The sequence below is a fragment of the Brevundimonas sp. ALps5 genome (genome assembly GCF_058681645.1).
The window spans coordinates 2,088,057-2,103,563 of record NZ_CM178744.1; the positions used below are offsets into that span (position 1 = coordinate 2,088,057).

Sequence of the window (15,507 nt, forward strand, 5' to 3'; positions counted from 1 at the left end):
ATCCGCATCAGTAGGCGAAGTCGCGGTAGATGCGGCTGACGTCGCCCTGCCATTCGCCGTGATAAAGGGCCAGCAGGCGTTCGGCAGGGGTGATCCCGGAATCCGCGATCTCTTCCAGTTCGGCGAGGTAGCCGCGCTCGTCGACCATGCCGCCGGACAGCTTGTTGCGGGCCTTGAGGCCGGCGGAGGCGATGGCGACCATGTCGACGGCGATGTCGCGCACCGATCGGCCCGCGACTTCGGCCTTGAGGCCCAGACGGGTCACGTCGCGGCGCAGGCGCTCGTGGTCGGCAATGTCCCAGTCCTTGCACAGGTCCCAGGCGGCGGCCAGCGACGGGGCGTCGTAGAAGATGCCGGTCCAGAGCGCGGGCAGGGCGCAGATGCGGCTCCACGGCCCGCCGTCGGCGCCGCGCATCTCGAGATAGGACTTCAGCCGCACCTCGGGGAAGAGGGTGGTCAGGTGGTCGTTCCAGTCCTTGATCGTCGGCAGTTCGCCGGGCAGGGCGGGCAGTTCGCCCTTCAGGAAGTCGCGGAACGACTGGCCGGAGGCGTCGATGTACTTCCCGTCGCGCTTGGCGAAATACATCGGGGTGTCCAGCGCATAGTCGGCATAGCGCTCGAAGCCGAAGCCGTCCTGGAAGACGAAGTCGATCATGCCGGTGCGGTCGGGATCGGTGTCGGTCCAGACATTGGCGCGGGCCGACAGGAAGCCCGAGGGCTTGCCCTCGATGAAGGGCGAACAGGCGAACAGGGCGGTGGCGATGGGCTGCAGCGCCAGGGAGGTGCGGAATTTGGCGACCATGTCGGCTTCGTCGGAGAAGTCGAGATTGGCCTGGATGGTGCAGGTGCGCAGCATCATGTCGAGGCCCAGCTTGCCCTTCTTCGGCATATAGGCGCGCATGATGTCGTAGCGGCCCTTGGGCATGACCGGCACGTCCGCGCGGGTCCACATCGGGTCGAAGCCGGCGCCGAGGAAGCCGAGGTTGATCTGGTCGGCGACCTGTTTGACCTCCATCAGGTGCTGGCCGGTCTCGCTGCAGATGTCGTGCATGGTCAGCAGAGGGGCGCCCGACAGTTCGAACTGGCCGCCGGGCTCCAGCGACACCGAGGCCGAGAAGCCCTCGGCGTTCTTGCGCTCGAGCGCGATCAGGTGGCCGCCTTCCTCGACGGGGCTCCAGCCGAAGCGCTGCAGGCCGGTCAGCATGGCGTGGATGCCGCCGGGACCGTCATAGGCCGGGCGGCGCAGGGTGGAGCGGTCGAAGCCGAATTTTTCGTGCTCGGCGCCCACGCGCCACTGGTCCTTGGGCTTGGCGCCGTCGGCCATGACGGCGATCAGCTGGTCTTTGGTCAGCGGCTCGGAAGCAGACATGCATATCCCCTCGACGCCCCGGATCGCGCGGCGCCTGTCGCGGCTAGATGGGCGGGAATACGGCCATGCTCAAGGGGGGAGGGCGAGATGGCGGGATATTGAATGCGAAGCCGATTTTCCGGCGCCGGTTGCGACCCGGGGCCGTCGCTGCTTTGCTCTGGCCGGTCAAACGGCGCGGGAGCGGGATCATGGGACGCGAGGCGGTGACGACGGTGACCTATGACGGGCGCACCGAGGAGGCGAAGGTCTTGCTGGAGAGCCAGGGCGTCCTGCTGCGCGCGCCCTTCTCCCTGACGCTTCCGCGCGAGGGAATCTCGGGGCTGGCGGTCGAGGGCGAGGCCCTGACCGGACAGGGGCCGCGCGGGCCGTTCGAACTGGTGCTGGGCGCGGCCGAAGCTGAAAAGTGGAAGGCGGCGCTGGAGAAGCCCCTCCCGACCCTGGCCGACAAGCTGGGCATGAAGCCGGGGGTGACGGTCTGGACGGCGGGCGACGTCGGCGGGCCGGAACTGGCCGGGGCGCTGATCGGCGTCGAGCGCGCGGCGGTCGAGGCGGCGGCGCTTCTGATCCTTCACGCGGCTGACGAACAGGCGCTGAACGCCGCGCTGGCGGCGTCGGTGGGTTCGGCGGCTCCGCTCTGGATCATCCACGGCAAGGGCAAGGCCGCCACCTTCGGCGAGGCGCCGGTGCGGGCCCTGATGCGCGCGCGGGGTTTCATCGACACCAAGGTCAGCGCCGTTTCGGATACCCTGTCGGCGACACGGTACGCGAGACGCTGATCAGCGCTCCCAGTCGCCGACCGCGGCCTGCCACAGGGTCATGGCGGCGATGGCGGCGGTGTCGGCGCGCAGGATGCGGGGCCCCAGCGACACGGCGGTGGTGAAGGGCAGGGACCGCAGCCGCTCGCCTTCCTCCGGCGAGAAGCCGCCTTCCGGGCCTATCAGGATCGCCCAGGGACCGGGACCGGCCGCCGTCAGGGCCGGAATGGCCGGCGCGCCGCCGGTCTCGTCGCAGAACATCAGCCGGCGCGACGGATCCCATCCGTCGAGAATGGCCTCCAGCTTCATCGGATCGTCGACCGGAGGCACGTCCAGCCGCCCGGTCTGTTCGGCGGCCTCCTCGGCGATGGCGTCCAGCCGGTCGAGGCGGACCTTCTCGACATTGGTCCGGCGGGTGATCGCCAGCCGCACCCGGGCGGCGCCCAGCTCGGCGGCCTTCTCCACGATGGTCTCGACTCGGGCCTTCTTGACCATGGCCACGATCAGTTCGAGGTCGGGCGCGACCGTCTGCTCGCGCATCCGTTCCTCGCATTTCAGGATGACGCCGCGCTTGAGCGTCTCGGCGATCGAGGCGCGCCACTCGCCGTCGCGGCCGTTGAATATCAGCAGCTCGTCGCCCTGGGACAGGCGCATGACATTGGTCAGATAGCGCGACTGATCCAGCGTCGGGGCGACGGCGGCGTTTGCGGAGAGCTCAGAGGTGACGTGGAGGCGGATCATGTCGCGTGTCTTAGCCGCCTCAGCCGATGCTCACCACCATGCCGGTGACGAGGACAACGCCGAGGGCGGCGGCGATGCTGGTCGTCCAGCCCGTGCCCTTCGACCGCGACCAGCCGCTGAGGCCGAGGCTGATCAGCAGGGCGTAGAGGCCGAGGACGAAACCGATCGACATGACGATCTGGGCGAACCCGGCCGACCCCACCCGACCCGCCGGGCCGTCCGGATGCAGGGCCGCCACCGTGGCGGTCGAGCCGACCACGGCGACGATGAAGGCGACCGAAGAGGTGACGGAGAAGCCGATGGCCAGCGACCCCGTCCGCCCCTTCACATTCAGCGCCAGCAAGGTGCCCAGAAACGTCGCCGCGAACCCGCCGAGAAAGGCGCTGAGCCCCCCGGTCTGGGCGGCGATGGCGGAGAGGTAGACGGGAGAGAGCGGTTCCATATCGGCAAGCTAGACGGGAACGTGACCGTGGGCGAGTGTGATCGCCACTACTGCTTGGCTGAGGTGATGGTGGAATGATGGATCGGGGTACGCCCTGCGAGCGAATCAGACAGGTCTTCGGGTTCGAACAGTTTCCGGAGGCCCTCTTCTACCAGACTGATTTCGCCCTGCGGTTCGATCTGGGGGCGGATCTGTCGATGCAACATCAACTCACGCCTCGATTTTTGCAGGCGATGGACCGGTCCCGGCAGGTTGCGGCGGCGCTGTTCGAGGGCGCCGAACGGTTGACTGTAGTCATCCGCTACTCCGGAGACATGGAATGGCGAAGCGGACGCCGCCGGACGCTGCTGGCCTTGGCTCGCGCGGGATTCCGGCTGCCGTTGGGGCCGGTCGAGAGGCTACGGAACCCCTACGACGACCCCGAATACCCGATCATGAACAACTGGCACCAGATCGAGATCGCCAACGATCCAAACCTCATCGCGGCCGTGCTCTGGTGCGTGGTCGCCGCAGAGATGCCCATCTCGCCCAAGGGCGGAATGGGTCTGTTTGACGCCTACATCGTCGACTTCGATGCGGGCGCCGCCCTGCATGTCTACGATGATCGCGGCATGGACGTCATCGCGACAACACGCGATGTCCTCCGTCCGCTATATGAGCGCTTTGGGGATTGGCTGCTCCACTGGGACAGGCCGCAGATGGACAAAGCCTTCGCGCCCTAGAGCGACCTTGCGATCAGCACCTTCATGATCTCGTTCGTGCCGCCGTAGATGCGCTGGACGCGGGCGTCCTTGTAGAGCTGGGCGATCGGATATTCGTTCATATAGCCGTAGCCGCCGTGGAGCTGGAGCATCTCGTCGATGACCTCGCCCTGGATGTCGGTGACCCAGTATTTGGCCATGGAGGCGGTCGTCGCGTCGAGCTGACCCTTGAGGTGCAGGCCGATGCAGTGGTCGACGAAGACCCGGGCCACGGTCAGCTTGGTCTTGACCTCGGCCAGTTTGAACTGGGTGTTCTGGAACTCCAGGATCGACTTGCCGAAGGCCTTGCGGCCCTTGACGTATTCCAGGGTCTGTTCGAGGCCGCGCTCGGCCGCCGCGACGCCCTGGACGGCGATGTTCAGACGCTCCTGCGGCAGCTGCTGCATCAGCTGGATGAAGCCCTGGCCCTCGACCCCTCCGATGATGTTGTCGGCCGGGACCTTCACATCATTGAAGAAGAGCTCGGAGGTGTCGTTGCCCTCCATGCCGATCTTGTGGAGGTTGCGGCCGCGCTCAAAGCCTTCGGCCCCATCCGTTTCGACCACGATCAGGGAGGTGCCCTTGCCGCCCTGCGACGGGTCGGTCTTGGCCACGACGATGATCAGATTGGCGAGCTGGCCGTTGGTGATGAAGGTCTTGGAGCCGTTCACGACATAGCCGTTGCCCGACTTGATGGCGGTGGTCTTGACGCCCTGCAGGTCCGACCCCGCGCCCGGCTCGGTCATGGCGATGGCGCCGACCAGTTCGCCGGTCTGCAGACGCGGCAGCCAGCGCTTCTTCTGCTCCTCGGTGCCGTAGTGCCAGATATAGGGGGCGACGATGGCGTTGTGCAGGGAGATGCCGAAGTGGTCCGCGCCCTTCCAGCCCAGCTGGCGCATCAGCACGACCTCGTGGCGATAGTCGCCGCCGAAGCCGCCGTCTTCCTCGGGCATGGCGAGGGTCAGCAGGCCCGCATCCCCGGCGTCGTTCCACAGCTGGCGCGGGACGCTGGAGTCAGCGATCCACTGCTGGACCTTCTCGGGCGGCGCATGTTCGTCGATCCACTTGCCGACGCTGTCCGAGAAGAGGGTGATTTCCTCTTCCAGCATGAAGTCGGGGGAGGGGGTGGTGATGACGTTCATTTCAATCTCCTCCCCCATCCCTTGAGATGGGGAGGGGGACCGCGAAGCGGTGGAGGGGTTCTGGCCACCGCCGGATTTCAGAGTGACGGAAAGACCCCCTCCGTCGCGGCGCTGAAGAAGCGCCGCGCCACCTCCCCATCGCGAAGCGACGGGGAGGAGACGTGTTTCGTCAGAACGCTTCGGCCGGCATGGCCATCAGGACGTCGGCGCCGGTCTTCATCTTGGTCAGATGGGCCGCCGCGTCGGGCAGGATGCGCTCGACGAAGTAGCGGCCGGTCTGAAGCTTGGTGACGTAGAACGGGTCGGTGTCGCCGGCGTCGATCCTGGCCTGGGCGGCCTTGGCCATCTGGGCCCAGAGGAAGGCCAGGGCGGTGATGCCGAACAGGTTCAGATAGTCGGTCGAGGCGGCGGCGGCGTTGTCCGGATTGGCCAGGCCGTTCTGCATCAGCCACATGGTGCCGTCCTGCAGCTTGGCCTTGGCGTCGGCCAGGCCGTCGACGAAGGGCTTCACCGGACCCTCGGCGCCGTTCTCGGCGACGAAGGCGTCGATGTCGCCGAACCAGCTCATGATGGCGCGACCGCCCTGCGACGGCAGCTTGCGGCCGACGAGGTCCAGGGCCTGGATGCCGTTGGTGCCCTCATAGATCATGGTGATCCGCGCATCGCGCAGATACTGGCTGGCCGTGAACTCCTCGGTGTAGCCCGAGCCGCCGTGGACCTGCATCGACAGCGAGGCGACGTGGAAGCCCTTGTCGGTCAGATAGGCCTTCAGCACCGGGGTCAGCAGACCCATGTAGTCCTTGGCTTTCTGGGCGGTGGCCTCGTCGGCGGATTCCTGCAGGTCAGCCTGGAGCGCGGTCCACAGGATGAAGGCCTGGCCGCCTTCGACGAAGGCGCGGGCTTCCAGCAGCATACGGCGCACGTCGGGGTGGACCATGATCGAGTCGGCCGGGCCGTTCGGGTTCTGCGGACCGGTCAGGGCGCGGCCCTGCAGACGGTCCTTGGCGAAGGCCACGGCGCCCTGATAGGCGGCGGCGCCGATGGCCAGACCCTGCAGGCCGGTGCCGAGGCGGGCCTCGTTCATGACGACGAACATGTTGTTCATGCCGCGGCCTTCTTCGCCGATCAGCCAGCCGGTCGCCTCGTCATAGTCCATGACGCAGGTGGCGTTGCCGTGGATGCCCATCTTGTGCTCGAGGCCGCCGCAGCGGACGCCGTTGCGCTCGCCCAGCGAGCCGTCCTCGTTGACGAGGATCTTGGGCACCAGGAAGAGCGACAGGCCCTTGATGCCGGCCGGAGCGCCTTCGACGCGGGCCAGAACCGTGTGGATGATGTTGTCGGCGAAGTCGTGCTCGCCCGCCGAGATCCAGATCTTCTGGCCGGTGATCTTGTAGGTGCCGTCGCCCTGCGGAACGGCCTTGGTGCGCACCATGCCCAGATCGGTGCCGCACTGGGGCTCCGTCAGGTTCATCGTGCCGCCCCACTCGCCGGTGGTCATCTTGGGCAGGTATTTGGCCTTCAGCTCTTCCGAGGCGTTGGCGTGGATGCCCGCGTGGGCGCCGGCGGTCAGGCCCGGATACATCGAGAAGGCCGCCGAGGCGCCGGCGGTGAACTGGCCGAAGGCCATGCCGACGACGGCGGGCATGCCCTGACCGCCGTAGGCCGGATCCGCCGACAGGGCGGGCCAGCCGGCCTCGACCATCGCCTTATAGGCTTCCTTCCAGCCCTTCGGACCGGTGACGACGCCGTCGTTCCAGTGGCAGCCTTCCTTGTCGCCCGGGTTGTTGATCGGGGCGATGACTTCCTCGGCGAACTTGCCGCCTTCCTCGAGGATCTGCTGAACCAGATCCGAGGAGATGTCCTCGAAACCGTTCTGGTTCGTATAGCGATCGATCTCCAGGACCTCGTTCAGGATGAACATGAGGTCGCGGACAGGCGCCTTGTAGGCCATGGATTACACTCTTGCTTTGAAGGGGTGACGCGCGGGGTGGCCCGCGAAGTCGGAGTGGTGGTGGTCGTGGTCGATCCGCGCCGAGACGATGGACTCGTACTCCTCGGCGCCCGGCAGAAGGTCGGGGCGGATGTTCTTCAGCCGCTCCTCCATGGCCGCGCAGGCGGCCTCGGCCATCTCGATGGCGCCGTCGAGGTCTTCGCGCTGCTGCTTCAGGGCCTCGATCTGGGCCCGGTGGCGACGCAGGGCGATGGCCATCTGATGGATGTTGCCGTCGTTGCGGTCGTACAGATCCAGCATGTCCTGGATCTCCTGAAGGGTGAAGCCGATGCGGCGGCCCCTCAGGATCAGCTTGAGCCGGGCGCGGTCCCGTGCGTCATAGACGCGGGTCTGGCCCTTGCGTGCAGGGGTCAGCAGGCCCTTGTCTTCATAGAAGCGCAAGGCGCGCGCCGTGGCCCCGAACTCGCGGCACAGCTGGCGAATGGAATAGGTGCGATGATCGTCGGCGGTCGACATGGGAAGCGTCATAACTTGACGCGCACGTAAAGGGAAGGTTTTTCGTTTCGATGGCGCGAAAGCACGTCAACGACGCGGGTGTGGCCAAACGCAATTTGCCGCAGAAGACCTGCGTCTCCTGCGGCAAACCGTTTGTCTGGCGCCGAAAATGGGCGCGCGATTGGGATCAGGTGAAGTTCTGTTCGGACCGTTGCCGATCGACAGGGATCAGCGGGCGCGACGACCCAGCAGCACCGGCACGGTGATGGCCAGCAGGAAGACGTTGACCAGGGCCAGGCCGATATCCATGCCGAAGGCGTGGACGCCCAGCATGACGGTCTCCAGCGCGACCAGACCGGCCGTGGCGACCATCAGGATCGGGCGGCCGATCTTCCACGAGGCCAGGGGGGCAAGGACGCCGATCGCCAGGACGATCTCGGCGAGGCCGAGGCCCCGCACGAAGCTCTCGCTGACGAAAGCCGGCCAGTTCATCAGGGCGACGAGGTTGTCCATCGGTTCGGTGATCTTGGCGTAGCCGGCGGCGATGAAGAACATCGCGATCCAGCCCTGCAGCGTCCAGAGCGCGAGGTTACGGTAGGTGGCTGCGGTGCGTTCGCGCGCGGTCAGCGGGCGCGAAACGGAGGCGGTCGTGAAGGTGGCGGCCATAGCGGGACCTGGTGTGGAGAGAGAGGTAACGGGGGGAGGAATGCGTACGCGAAAGCGAACTGGTAATCTGCAACAGTCGCGATATCGGATCGCCGTCCTGCTTGCGCAAGGGGTATATGGCGCAGATACCGAGAAATGTCATCAGCCGTAGACATCAGCTGATGACTTAGCCGATCAACGTGTGTTTCAGGCGACAGATCGGGGGCCAGAGACGCGGTCTCGATCCGGTCGTACGCTTACTGAACAGGCGGCTTCATCGACCTTCTCCGGGGCCGAACCGTGACAGTATGCATAAGGATTCGTAATGTAGGCTTTACGCTGGCCTACGGTCCGATCCGGATAGGAGCCGGATATGGTGACGCTCAGGCGTTGTGAAGCCCCAGGCCTGACGCGCCGTCTCCAGCCGGGCCAGTTTCGTCTCGAACCCCGACCAGTCGTCGCCCATGGCGATGTCGGCCCACAGGGTCTCGACCTCGTCGATCAGCATCTCTTCCGGTTCGGCGGCGGCGAACATCGGATGTTCCAGCCGCTCGGGTCGGTCCGGCTCGTGCTCGAACAGGGCGAAGCGGAAGGCGTCGAAGGCCTCGCCCTGATAGATCGCGGCGCGTGGTCCGGCCAAGGCCCGGGCCGAGGAACTGAAGCCGGTGAACCAGTCGAAGAAGAGCGGCTCCCAGCGCAGGGGCGCGCCCGGCTGCTGGGCGCCCTCGCGCAGCAGGGCCAGGGTGCAGTCGGTCAGGCGCTGGTCCGCCGCCTCGCCCAGCGACTTCACCCCCAGTCGCATCAGGAAGGCGGCGCGCAGGTGGCGGATATAGGCGGGGCCGAAGCCGTTCAGCACGTCCGTCAGCGGCCCGGCGTCGGCGACCAGCTTCAGGCAGCCGGCCAACTGGGTCAGGTTCCAGAACACCGCCTCCGGCTGGCGCGCGAAGGCATAAAGACCCGTCTGGTCGAAATAGGCGGCGGTGAAGCCCGGCTGGTACGAGGGCAGGAACCGCCAGGGGCCGTAGTCGAAGCTCTCGCCCGTGACGTTCAGATTATCGGTGTTGAGCACCCCATGGACGAAGCCGGCGGCGATCCAGCGCGCCGTCAGCCGGGCCGAGGCCTCCACGATGGCGGCCAGCAGGCCCGGCGCGTCCCCTTGCGCGACCTCCGGGTGGTAGAGGGCGCGGACATGCTCGACCAGCTGTTCGATCAGGTCGGTGCGCTGGAACCAGGCCGCGCGCTGGAAGGTCCCGAAGCGGACGTGGCTGTGCTGCAGCCGGACCAGAACCGCAGACCGGGTGGGGGAGGGCTCGTCGCCGCGCTCCAGCGCCTCCCCGGTCTCGATCAGGCTCAGCGCCTTCGAGGTCGGGACGCCGAGGCTTTCCAGCATGGTCGCCGCCAGCACCTCGCGCACCCCGCCCTTGAGCGTCAGCCGCCCGTCCCCTGCGCGCGACCAGGGGGTCGTGCCCGAGCCCTTGGTCCCGAGATCCAGCAAGCGGTCGCGGTCGTCGCGCAGCTGCCCCGCCAGAAACCCGCGCCCGTCGCCGAGGTCGGGATTGTAGGTGCGGAACTGATGGCCGTGATAGCGCATGGCCAGCGGCCCGGGCTGGCCGGGCAGGGGCTGGAACCGCCCGAAGGCGGCGATCCATTCGGGGTCGCTCAGACCCTCCAGCCCGACCGAGGCCGCCGCCCGGTCGTTGCGATAGCGCAGCCGGGTCTCGGGAAAGTCCGCCGCCTGAACCGGATCGCCAAACTCGGCGCCCAGATCGAAGAAGCGCGGTTCGGGGCGATAGGCGGAGGTCACGGGCATGGCGCCCAGATGGACGCTGCCGGCGTGGGGCGCAATGCCGGGGCGTCAGGCGCTCGCGACTCCGGCCTCGAGCAGGCCGTCGAGCGCCTCGAACTGCTCGGGCCAGGCGCCGGTGCTGCCGGAGGCGAGGGCTTCGTCCAGGGCTTCCTTCGAGGGATAGAGGTCGTGCACGACGACCCGCGTCCTGCCGTCCTTCTCCTCGAAGGTTGCCGTGGTCACGGCGCCGTCCTCGCCTTCCTCATTGGTCCAGACAAGGCGGGAGGGCGGTACGACCTCGAGGTAGCGGCCAAAAAAGGCCATGGGCTGTTCCGAGGCCGGGTGGCCGAACACATAGCGGTACGAGCCCCCCGTCCGGACATCGGTCTCGCAGGACAGGAAGGTGATCCCGACCGACTCTGGCGCCCACCATCGCATGATCAGCTCGGGCGTCGTCCACGCCTCGAACACCAGGCGCGCGGGGGCGTCGAGGGTTCGTGTCACCACGAGCTCCCGGTCGGAGGTCCGTTCGACGGTCGTGCGGCTGGTCATCTGTCTTCTTCCTTCCGTTTCAAATCCTCGACGACCTGATCCAGGGCGTCGAAGCGGGCGTCCCAAAGCCGGTGGTGCCCCTCGATCCAGGCTGCCTCCTCCTCGAGGCGGCGCCGGCCCAGCCTGCAGGTCCGCACGCGCCCGACCTTCTCGGTCGTGACCAGCCCCGCCTGCTCCAGAACGCCGACATGCTTCTTCATGCCGGTGAGGGTCATGTGGAACCTGTCGGCCAGCTCCGTGATCGAGGCGTCCGAGCGCCCGAGCTGCTCCAGCACGCCGCGGCGGGTGGCGTCCGAGAGGGCGGCGAACGAGGCGTCGAGGCGGGATGTGGAATATTGCACCATTTGGTTCAGTGTTAGCGGCTGATCGGCCGGGCTGCAAGCGGCGTCTTACGGTTTGCGTTGAACCGAACCGCTGCCGTGGGTATTCCTGTTCCCAGAGATCAGGCCCGCCGCGCGGGTCAGGCCGGCGCCGCCCCACTTCACTATCGGAGGGACGGAAGCATCCGGTCCGGCGCCCGTCGATAACCTGGCGCCACGGAACAGACCCCTTCGCAGGAGGCCCCCGTGGCGAGCAAACTGACACTCGATTTCCTCAAGACCGAGACCGCCTCGGGCGTGGCCCTCGGCCTCGCCGCCGTGGCGGCCCTGATCGTCGCCAACTCGCCCTGGGCGGCGGACTACTTCCACTGGCTGAAGAGTTATCAGGTCCTCCAGCTCGGTCCGCTGCGCCTGGAGGAGACGGTCTCGGACTGGATCAAGGAAGGTCTGATGGCGATCTTCTTCCTCGTGGTCGGGCTGGAGATCAAATACGAGATCCTGAAGGGCGAGCTCAGCGATCCCCGCAAGCTGGCGACACCGGTGCTGGCGGCGCTGGGCGGCATGGTCGCCCCGGCCCTCGTCTATCTGGCCGTCGCGGGGCTTCTGGGCGGGCCGCACGCGGGCTGGCCCGTGCCGCTGGCCACGGACATCGCCTTCGCGCTCGCCGTCTTCGCCCTGGTCGGCAAGGGGCTGCCGCCGTCGCTCAGGGTCTTCCTCCTGACCCTGGCCATCGTCGACGACCTCGGCGCCATCGCCCTGATCGCGGCCCTGTTCAGTTCGGGCGTGCAGTTGATCCCCCTTCTGGGCGTGCTCGGCCTGCTTGTCGCCGGCGCGATCTGGTCAGGCGTGGGCCGCATCCCTGCGCCCTACTGGGTCATGGGCTTCTTCGGCGTCTGGCTGCTCACGGTCGAGGCGGGGATCAGCACCTCCCTGACCGCCGTGGCCTTCGCCGTCATCGTGCCGATCAAGCCGCGCAGCGAGGATCATCAGAGCCCGCTCAAGGAGGCCATGCACGACCTGCATCCCTACGTCTCCTGGCTGGTCCTGCCCCTGTTCGCCTTCGCCAAGGCGGGGGTCTCCTTCGCCGGCCTGTCGCTGGAACAGGCGGCGGCGCCTCTGGTGCTCGGGATTGCGCTGGGCCTGTTCCTCGGCAAGCAGATCGGCGTCTTCGGCGCGGCCTGGCTGGCGGCAAAACTCAGGGTCGGCGCCCGGCCGACCGACGCGACCTGGCTACAGATCTACGGCGTCAGCCTGCTGTGCGGCGTCGGCTTCACCATGAGCCTGTTCATCGGCGCCCTGGCCTTTCCCGGCGCGGTTGATTCCCCCGAACAGGTCGAGGTCAAGCTGGGCGTTCTCGGCGGCTCGCTGCTCTCGGCCCTGGCCGGCGCCGTCGTATTGTCGATCGCCAACCTTACGTCGCGCAAGGTTTTGGCCGAAACCGACGGGGATACTGCATGAGGCGATCCGAATATTGACCTAGCGTCATGGATATTTGTCGCTTTTGCGTCACACGACACTGGCTTGCGAGATGAAATTCGCCTGAAAGGCGGCGCGGCGGGGCCACAGCTTCTTGTTGCTTTACCCGGCTTGGACTAGGCCAAGGGTTCAAGACTCCATCGCCCCACAAAGAGGACGAGGATCGGGAACAGGAAACGCCGCGGCTGTCCCCAAAGCGGGTTGTCGCGCCATTGAGCCGGGAGCCGCCACATGCGTCTGACGCAGATTCTTCGCACCACCACGTCCGCCGCCGTCGTCGGCGCCGCCGTCTTCGGCCTCGCCGGGGTCGCCCACGCCCAGGACCAGGACGGCCCCGCCTCCTCGGTCGACGACATCATCGTCACCGCCCAGAAGCGCGAGCAGAGCCTGCAGGACGTGCCGATCGTGGTCACGTCGCTGAACCAGGAAGCCCTGAACAACGCGGGCGTGAAGGACATCAAGGATCTGCAGATCCTGACGCCCGGCATGACCGTCACCTCGACCACCTCGGAAGCCTCGACCACGGTCCGCATCCGCGGCGTCGGCACCGTCGGCGACAACCCCGGTCTGGAAAGCTCGGTCGGCGTCGTGATCGACGGCGTCTATCGTTCGCGCAACGGCGTCGGCTTCGGCGACCTGGGCGAGCTGGAGCGCATCGAGGTCCTGAAGGGGCCGCAGGGCACCCTGTTCGGCAAGAACACCTCGGCCGGCGTCGTCAACATCATCACCGAGGCCCCGTCCTTCACCCCCGGCTACAACGCCGAACTGACCTGGGGCAACTACAACGCCCTGGGCGCCTCGGGTTCGGTCACCGGCCCGATCAACGACCAGGTCGCCTTCCGCCTGTACGCCGCCCGCCGCGTCCGCGACGGCTTCAACCCGGTGGACACCGGCGACGGCCCGCGCGCCCAGACCGACGACCAGAATCAGGACTTCTGGACCGCCCGCGGCCAACTGCTGTTCCTGCCCAGCGACAACGCGTCGATCCGCCTGATCGCCGACTACTCCAGCCGCGATGAATACTGCTGCACCGGCACCCAGGTCCGTACCGGCCAGACCTATCCCTTCATCGACGGCCTCTCGAACGGGACGGGCCAGCGTCCGCCGAACGCGACCTATTCGGCCCTGCCCTTCTCGCGCACCGGCTTCGCCAACCGCGGCACCGAACAGCAGATCACCGACCGCGGCATCTCGGCCGAGGGCAATTTCGACCTCAACGCCCTGGGCGGCGCGACCCTGACCACCGTCACCTCGTGGCGCAAGTGGGACTCGGTCAACGGCCAGGACATCGACTACACCGGCGCCGACATCCTGTACCGCAACCCGGACGGCGACTACGGCTATTCCGTCGAGAACGTGACCCAGGAAATCCGTCTGGCCGGCCAGAACGAGAAGCTGGACTGGCTCGTCGGCCTCTTCGCCACGCGTGAGAACATCGACCGCACCGACAGCTACAGCTTCGGCGCCGACTACACGCCCTTCCTGTCCTTCCTGCTGTCGGCCAACCTGAACCGTGCGGTTCCGGCCTTCCCGGTCAGCCCCAATGACATCGGCTGCTTCACCCGCACCGCCCAGACGGCCCTGGGCCTGCAGCAGTGCCTGGGCACCGGCGGCGCGGTCTCGGGCGGCGGCATCGGCTATATCGTCGGCCAGGGCGTCCGCGACGTCTACAGCCAGGGCTCCGACTCCGTCGCCCTGTTCACCAACAATACGTTCCACGTCACCGACAAGTTCGATATCACCCTGGGCCTGCGCTACACCTACGACTCCAAGTCGATGGACGCGCACCAGACGAACATCAACGGCAACTCCAACACCTGTAACGCGGCCCTGGCCAACTCGGCGGCCATCGTCGGCGTCCTGGGCGCCTCGGGTTCGTCGATCCTCGGCACCATGTGCCTGCCCTGGGCCAACAGCGCGTTCAACGACCGCATCACCCATCAGGAAGAGAACGACGGCCAGTTCAGCGGCACGGTCAAGGCCGCCTATCGCTTCAACCCCTCGCTGATGACCTATGTGTCCTATGCGCGCGGTTACAAGAGCTTCGGCTACAACCTCGACCGCGTGCAGAGCGGCGTCACTCCGCTGGCCTCGACCTTCTTCCCCTCGGAACTGGTCGACAACTATGAAGCCGGCTTCAAGGCGACCCTGTTCGACCGCAAGGTCCTGTTCAACGTCAGCTACTTCGATCAGAAGGTTTCGGACTTCCAGCTCAACACCTTCCTCGGCACCGCCTTCGTGGTGGAATCCATCCCCGAGCTGAAGAGCCGCGGCTTCGACGCCGACTTCCTGTGGTTCACCCCGATCGAGGGCCTGAGCCTGTCGAGCGGCCTGACCTACACCGATGCCCAGTACGGCAACTTCGTCGCCGCGGATCTGGCCAACTCGGCCAACTTCCCGCAGCTGTCGCTGCTGCCGGGCCGCACCCCCTCGTTCGCGCCGGAATGGTCGGGCACGGCCTCGGCCAACTTCGAGCGCTCGATCGGTCATGGCCTGCGTCTGGGCGCCAGCCTGACCGCCAAATACACCAGCGAGTACAACACCGGCTCCGACCTGCTTCCCTACAAGCAGCAGGACGCAATGACCCTGGTCAACGGCCGCATCACCTTCGGTTCGGAAGACGATCGCTGGACCTTCGAACTGTGGGGTCAGAACCTGACCGACAAGGAGTACATCCAGGTCGGTTACGCCGCGCCGCTGCAGGGCACCGCCTTCCAGTCGTCGGTCCAGACCACGGGCGCCTATGCGGGCACCTACTACAACCCGGCCCTCGATACGGCGACCTACGACGCCTACCTCGGCCAGCCCCGCACCTACGGCCTGACCTTCAAAGTCAAATACTGATCGTCCCGAAAAGAGGACGGAACTCAGAGGCCGGCCGGGGGAAGCCCCGGCCGGCTTTTTTATATCCTCTCCATTGCTTCGCGACGGGGAGCCATCGACCGCCCGCGTCTTCGCGGGTGGGGGAGGGGGCGGAAGCTGATGACATCCCTTTCCTTGCGGGAGAGGGCTTGAGCGCATGGCGGCGAAGCCGTCGTCCTCGCGCGAAAGGGTGAGGGAGCGCGGCGTCCGATCGTCCACGCCGCAACCCTT

Annotated in this window: 15 protein-coding genes; 5 read left to right on the forward strand and 10 right to left on the reverse strand. The window is 66.9% G+C overall.

Annotation, left to right across the window (positions count from 1 at the left end):
• Nucleotides 1-7: 7 nt before the first annotated feature.
• Entirely contained in the window at nucleotides 8-1,369 is a 1,362-nt protein-coding gene (locus tag ACW172_RS10135; protein ID WP_492031412.1) for a glutamate--cysteine ligase, read from the reverse strand.
• 188 nt (nucleotides 1,370-1,557) lie between these two features.
• Here ACW172_RS10135 and ACW172_RS10140 point away from each other — a divergent pair, with 188 nt between their 5' ends.
• The gene (locus tag ACW172_RS10140; RefSeq protein WP_492031413.1) at nucleotides 1,558-2,145 is read left to right on the forward strand and encodes a hypothetical protein; all 588 of its coding nucleotides are present in this window, start codon (nucleotides 1,558-1,560) and stop codon (nucleotides 2,143-2,145) included.
• Here the strand turns inward: ACW172_RS10140 and ACW172_RS10145 are convergent, their stop codons facing one another.
• Both ACW172_RS10145 and ACW172_RS10150 read right to left on the reverse strand, forming a co-directional pair.
• Nucleotides 2,146-2,865, reverse strand: coding sequence for a 16S rRNA (uracil(1498)-N(3))-methyltransferase (locus tag ACW172_RS10145; RefSeq protein ID WP_492031414.1), 720 nt, complete (start codon nucleotides 2,863-2,865; stop codon nucleotides 2,146-2,148).
• 19 nt (nucleotides 2,866-2,884) lie between these two features.
• The gene (locus ACW172_RS10150; protein ID WP_492031415.1) at nucleotides 2,885-3,307 is read right to left on the reverse strand and encodes a hypothetical protein; all 423 of its coding nucleotides are present in this window, start codon (nucleotides 3,305-3,307) and stop codon (nucleotides 2,885-2,887) included.
• A gap of 74 nt (nucleotides 3,308-3,381) precedes the next feature.
• Here ACW172_RS10150 and ACW172_RS10155 point away from each other — a divergent pair, with 74 nt between their 5' ends.
• Nucleotides 3,382-4,029: a DUF3885 domain-containing protein gene (locus ACW172_RS10155; RefSeq protein ID WP_492031416.1), complete on the forward strand. Its 648-nt coding sequence runs from the start codon at nucleotides 3,382-3,384 to the stop codon at nucleotides 4,027-4,029.
• On the opposite strand, the gene ACW172_RS10160 is transcribed toward ACW172_RS10155, so the two are convergent.
• The 3 genes from ACW172_RS10160 to ACW172_RS10170 all read right to left on the reverse strand — a co-directional run bounded on the left by ACW172_RS10160 (nucleotide 4,026) and on the right by ACW172_RS10170 (nucleotide 7,656).
• The gene (locus ACW172_RS10160) at nucleotides 4,026-5,189 is read right to left on the reverse strand and encodes an acyl-CoA dehydrogenase family protein (RefSeq protein ID WP_492031417.1); all 1,164 of its coding nucleotides are present in this window, start codon (nucleotides 5,187-5,189) and stop codon (nucleotides 4,026-4,028) included. The genes ACW172_RS10155 and ACW172_RS10160 overlap by 4 nt on opposite strands.
• A gap of 169 nt (nucleotides 5,190-5,358) precedes the next feature.
• A complete protein-coding gene (locus ACW172_RS10165) occupies nucleotides 5,359-7,140 on the reverse strand; it encodes an acyl-CoA dehydrogenase C-terminal domain-containing protein (RefSeq protein WP_492031418.1) in 1,782 nt (593 codons plus the stop codon).
• A 3-nt stretch (nucleotides 7,141-7,143) separates the two neighbouring features.
• Nucleotides 7,144-7,656 (reverse strand): MerR family transcriptional regulator, encoded by a 513-nt coding sequence (locus tag ACW172_RS10170; protein ID WP_207870485.1) that lies wholly within the window; start codon nucleotides 7,654-7,656, stop codon nucleotides 7,144-7,146.
• Nucleotides 7,657-7,706: 50 nt separating this feature from the next.
• Between ACW172_RS10170 and ACW172_RS10175 the strand changes: the two genes are divergently transcribed.
• Complete coding sequence (locus ACW172_RS10175; RefSeq protein WP_492031419.1) at nucleotides 7,707-7,901, forward strand: DUF2256 domain-containing protein; 195 nt, start codon at nucleotides 7,707-7,709, stop codon at nucleotides 7,899-7,901.
• Here the strand turns inward: ACW172_RS10175 and ACW172_RS10180 are convergent.
• From ACW172_RS10180 to ACW172_RS10195, 4 genes are all read right to left on the reverse strand, one after another.
• Nucleotides 7,864-8,301: a DoxX family protein gene (locus ACW172_RS10180; protein ID WP_492031420.1), complete on the reverse strand. Its 438-nt coding sequence runs from the start codon at nucleotides 8,299-8,301 to the stop codon at nucleotides 7,864-7,866. The genes ACW172_RS10175 and ACW172_RS10180 overlap by 38 nt on opposite strands.
• Nucleotides 8,302-8,614: 313 nt before the next feature.
• Nucleotides 8,615-10,090 carry a protein adenylyltransferase SelO family protein gene (locus ACW172_RS10185; RefSeq protein WP_492031421.1) on the reverse strand — a complete coding sequence of 492 codons (1,476 nt, stop codon included), beginning with the start codon at nucleotides 10,088-10,090 and terminating at the stop codon, nucleotides 8,615-8,617.
• A 45-nt stretch (nucleotides 10,091-10,135) separates the two neighbouring features.
• A complete protein-coding gene (locus ACW172_RS10190) occupies nucleotides 10,136-10,618 on the reverse strand; it encodes an SRPBCC family protein (RefSeq protein ID WP_492031422.1) in 483 nt (160 codons plus the stop codon).
• Nucleotides 10,615-10,962, reverse strand: a complete 348-nt coding sequence (locus ACW172_RS10195; RefSeq protein WP_492031423.1) for an ArsR/SmtB family transcription factor — start codon at nucleotides 10,960-10,962, stop codon at nucleotides 10,615-10,617. Before ACW172_RS10195 ends, ACW172_RS10190 begins: the two co-directional genes overlap by 4 nt.
• A 222-nt stretch (nucleotides 10,963-11,184) precedes the next feature.
• Here ACW172_RS10195 and nhaA point away from each other — a divergent pair, with 222 nt between their 5' ends.
• Together nhaA and ACW172_RS10205 are read left to right on the forward strand one after the other, a co-directional pair.
• A complete protein-coding gene (nhaA, locus tag ACW172_RS10200; protein ID WP_492031424.1) occupies nucleotides 11,185-12,396 on the forward strand; it encodes a Na+/H+ antiporter NhaA in 1,212 nt (403 codons plus the stop codon).
• A 249-nt stretch (nucleotides 12,397-12,645) separates the two neighbouring features.
• Nucleotides 12,646-15,258: a TonB-dependent receptor gene (locus ACW172_RS10205; protein ID WP_492031425.1), complete on the forward strand. Its 2,613-nt coding sequence runs from the start codon at nucleotides 12,646-12,648 to the stop codon at nucleotides 15,256-15,258.
• The last annotated feature ends 249 nt before the right edge of the window (nucleotides 15,259-15,507 follow it).

Coding starts and splice junctions, on each gene's coding strand:
- ACW172_RS10140 (WP_492031413.1), top strand. CDS start 1,558: ATGGGACGCGAGGCGGTGACGACGGTGACCTATGACGGGCGCACCGAG.
- ACW172_RS10170 (WP_207870485.1), bottom strand. CDS start 7,656: ATGTCGACCGCCGACGATCATCGCACCTATTCCATTCGCCAGCTGTGC.
- ACW172_RS10165 (WP_492031418.1), bottom strand. CDS start 7,140: ATGGCCTACAAGGCGCCTGTCCGCGACCTCATGTTCATCCTGAACGAG.
- ACW172_RS10150 (WP_492031415.1), bottom strand. CDS start 3,307: ATGGAACCGCTCTCTCCCGTCTACCTCTCCGCCATCGCCGCCCAGACC.
- ACW172_RS10190 (WP_492031422.1), bottom strand. CDS start 10,618: ATGACCAGCCGCACGACCGTCGAACGGACCTCCGACCGGGAGCTCGTG.
- ACW172_RS10175 (WP_492031419.1), top strand. CDS start 7,707: ATGGCGCGAAAGCACGTCAACGACGCGGGTGTGGCCAAACGCAATTTG.
- ACW172_RS10155 (WP_492031416.1), top strand. CDS start 3,382: ATGATGGATCGGGGTACGCCCTGCGAGCGAATCAGACAGGTCTTCGGG.
- ACW172_RS10195 (WP_492031423.1), bottom strand. CDS start 10,962: ATGGTGCAATATTCCACATCCCGCCTCGACGCCTCGTTCGCCGCCCTC.
- ACW172_RS10145 (WP_492031414.1), bottom strand. CDS start 2,865: ATGATCCGCCTCCACGTCACCTCTGAGCTCTCCGCAAACGCCGCCGTC.
- ACW172_RS10160 (WP_492031417.1), bottom strand. CDS start 5,189: ATGAACGTCATCACCACCCCCTCCCCCGACTTCATGCTGGAAGAGGAA.
- ACW172_RS10180 (WP_492031420.1), bottom strand. CDS start 8,301: ATGGCCGCCACCTTCACGACCGCCTCCGTTTCGCGCCCGCTGACCGCG.
- ACW172_RS10205 (WP_492031425.1), top strand. CDS start 12,646: ATGCGTCTGACGCAGATTCTTCGCACCACCACGTCCGCCGCCGTCGTC.
- ACW172_RS10135 (WP_492031412.1), bottom strand. CDS start 1,369: ATGTCTGCTTCCGAGCCGCTGACCAAAGACCAGCTGATCGCCGTCATG.
- ACW172_RS10185 (WP_492031421.1), bottom strand. CDS start 10,090: ATGCCCGTGACCTCCGCCTATCGCCCCGAACCGCGCTTCTTCGATCTG.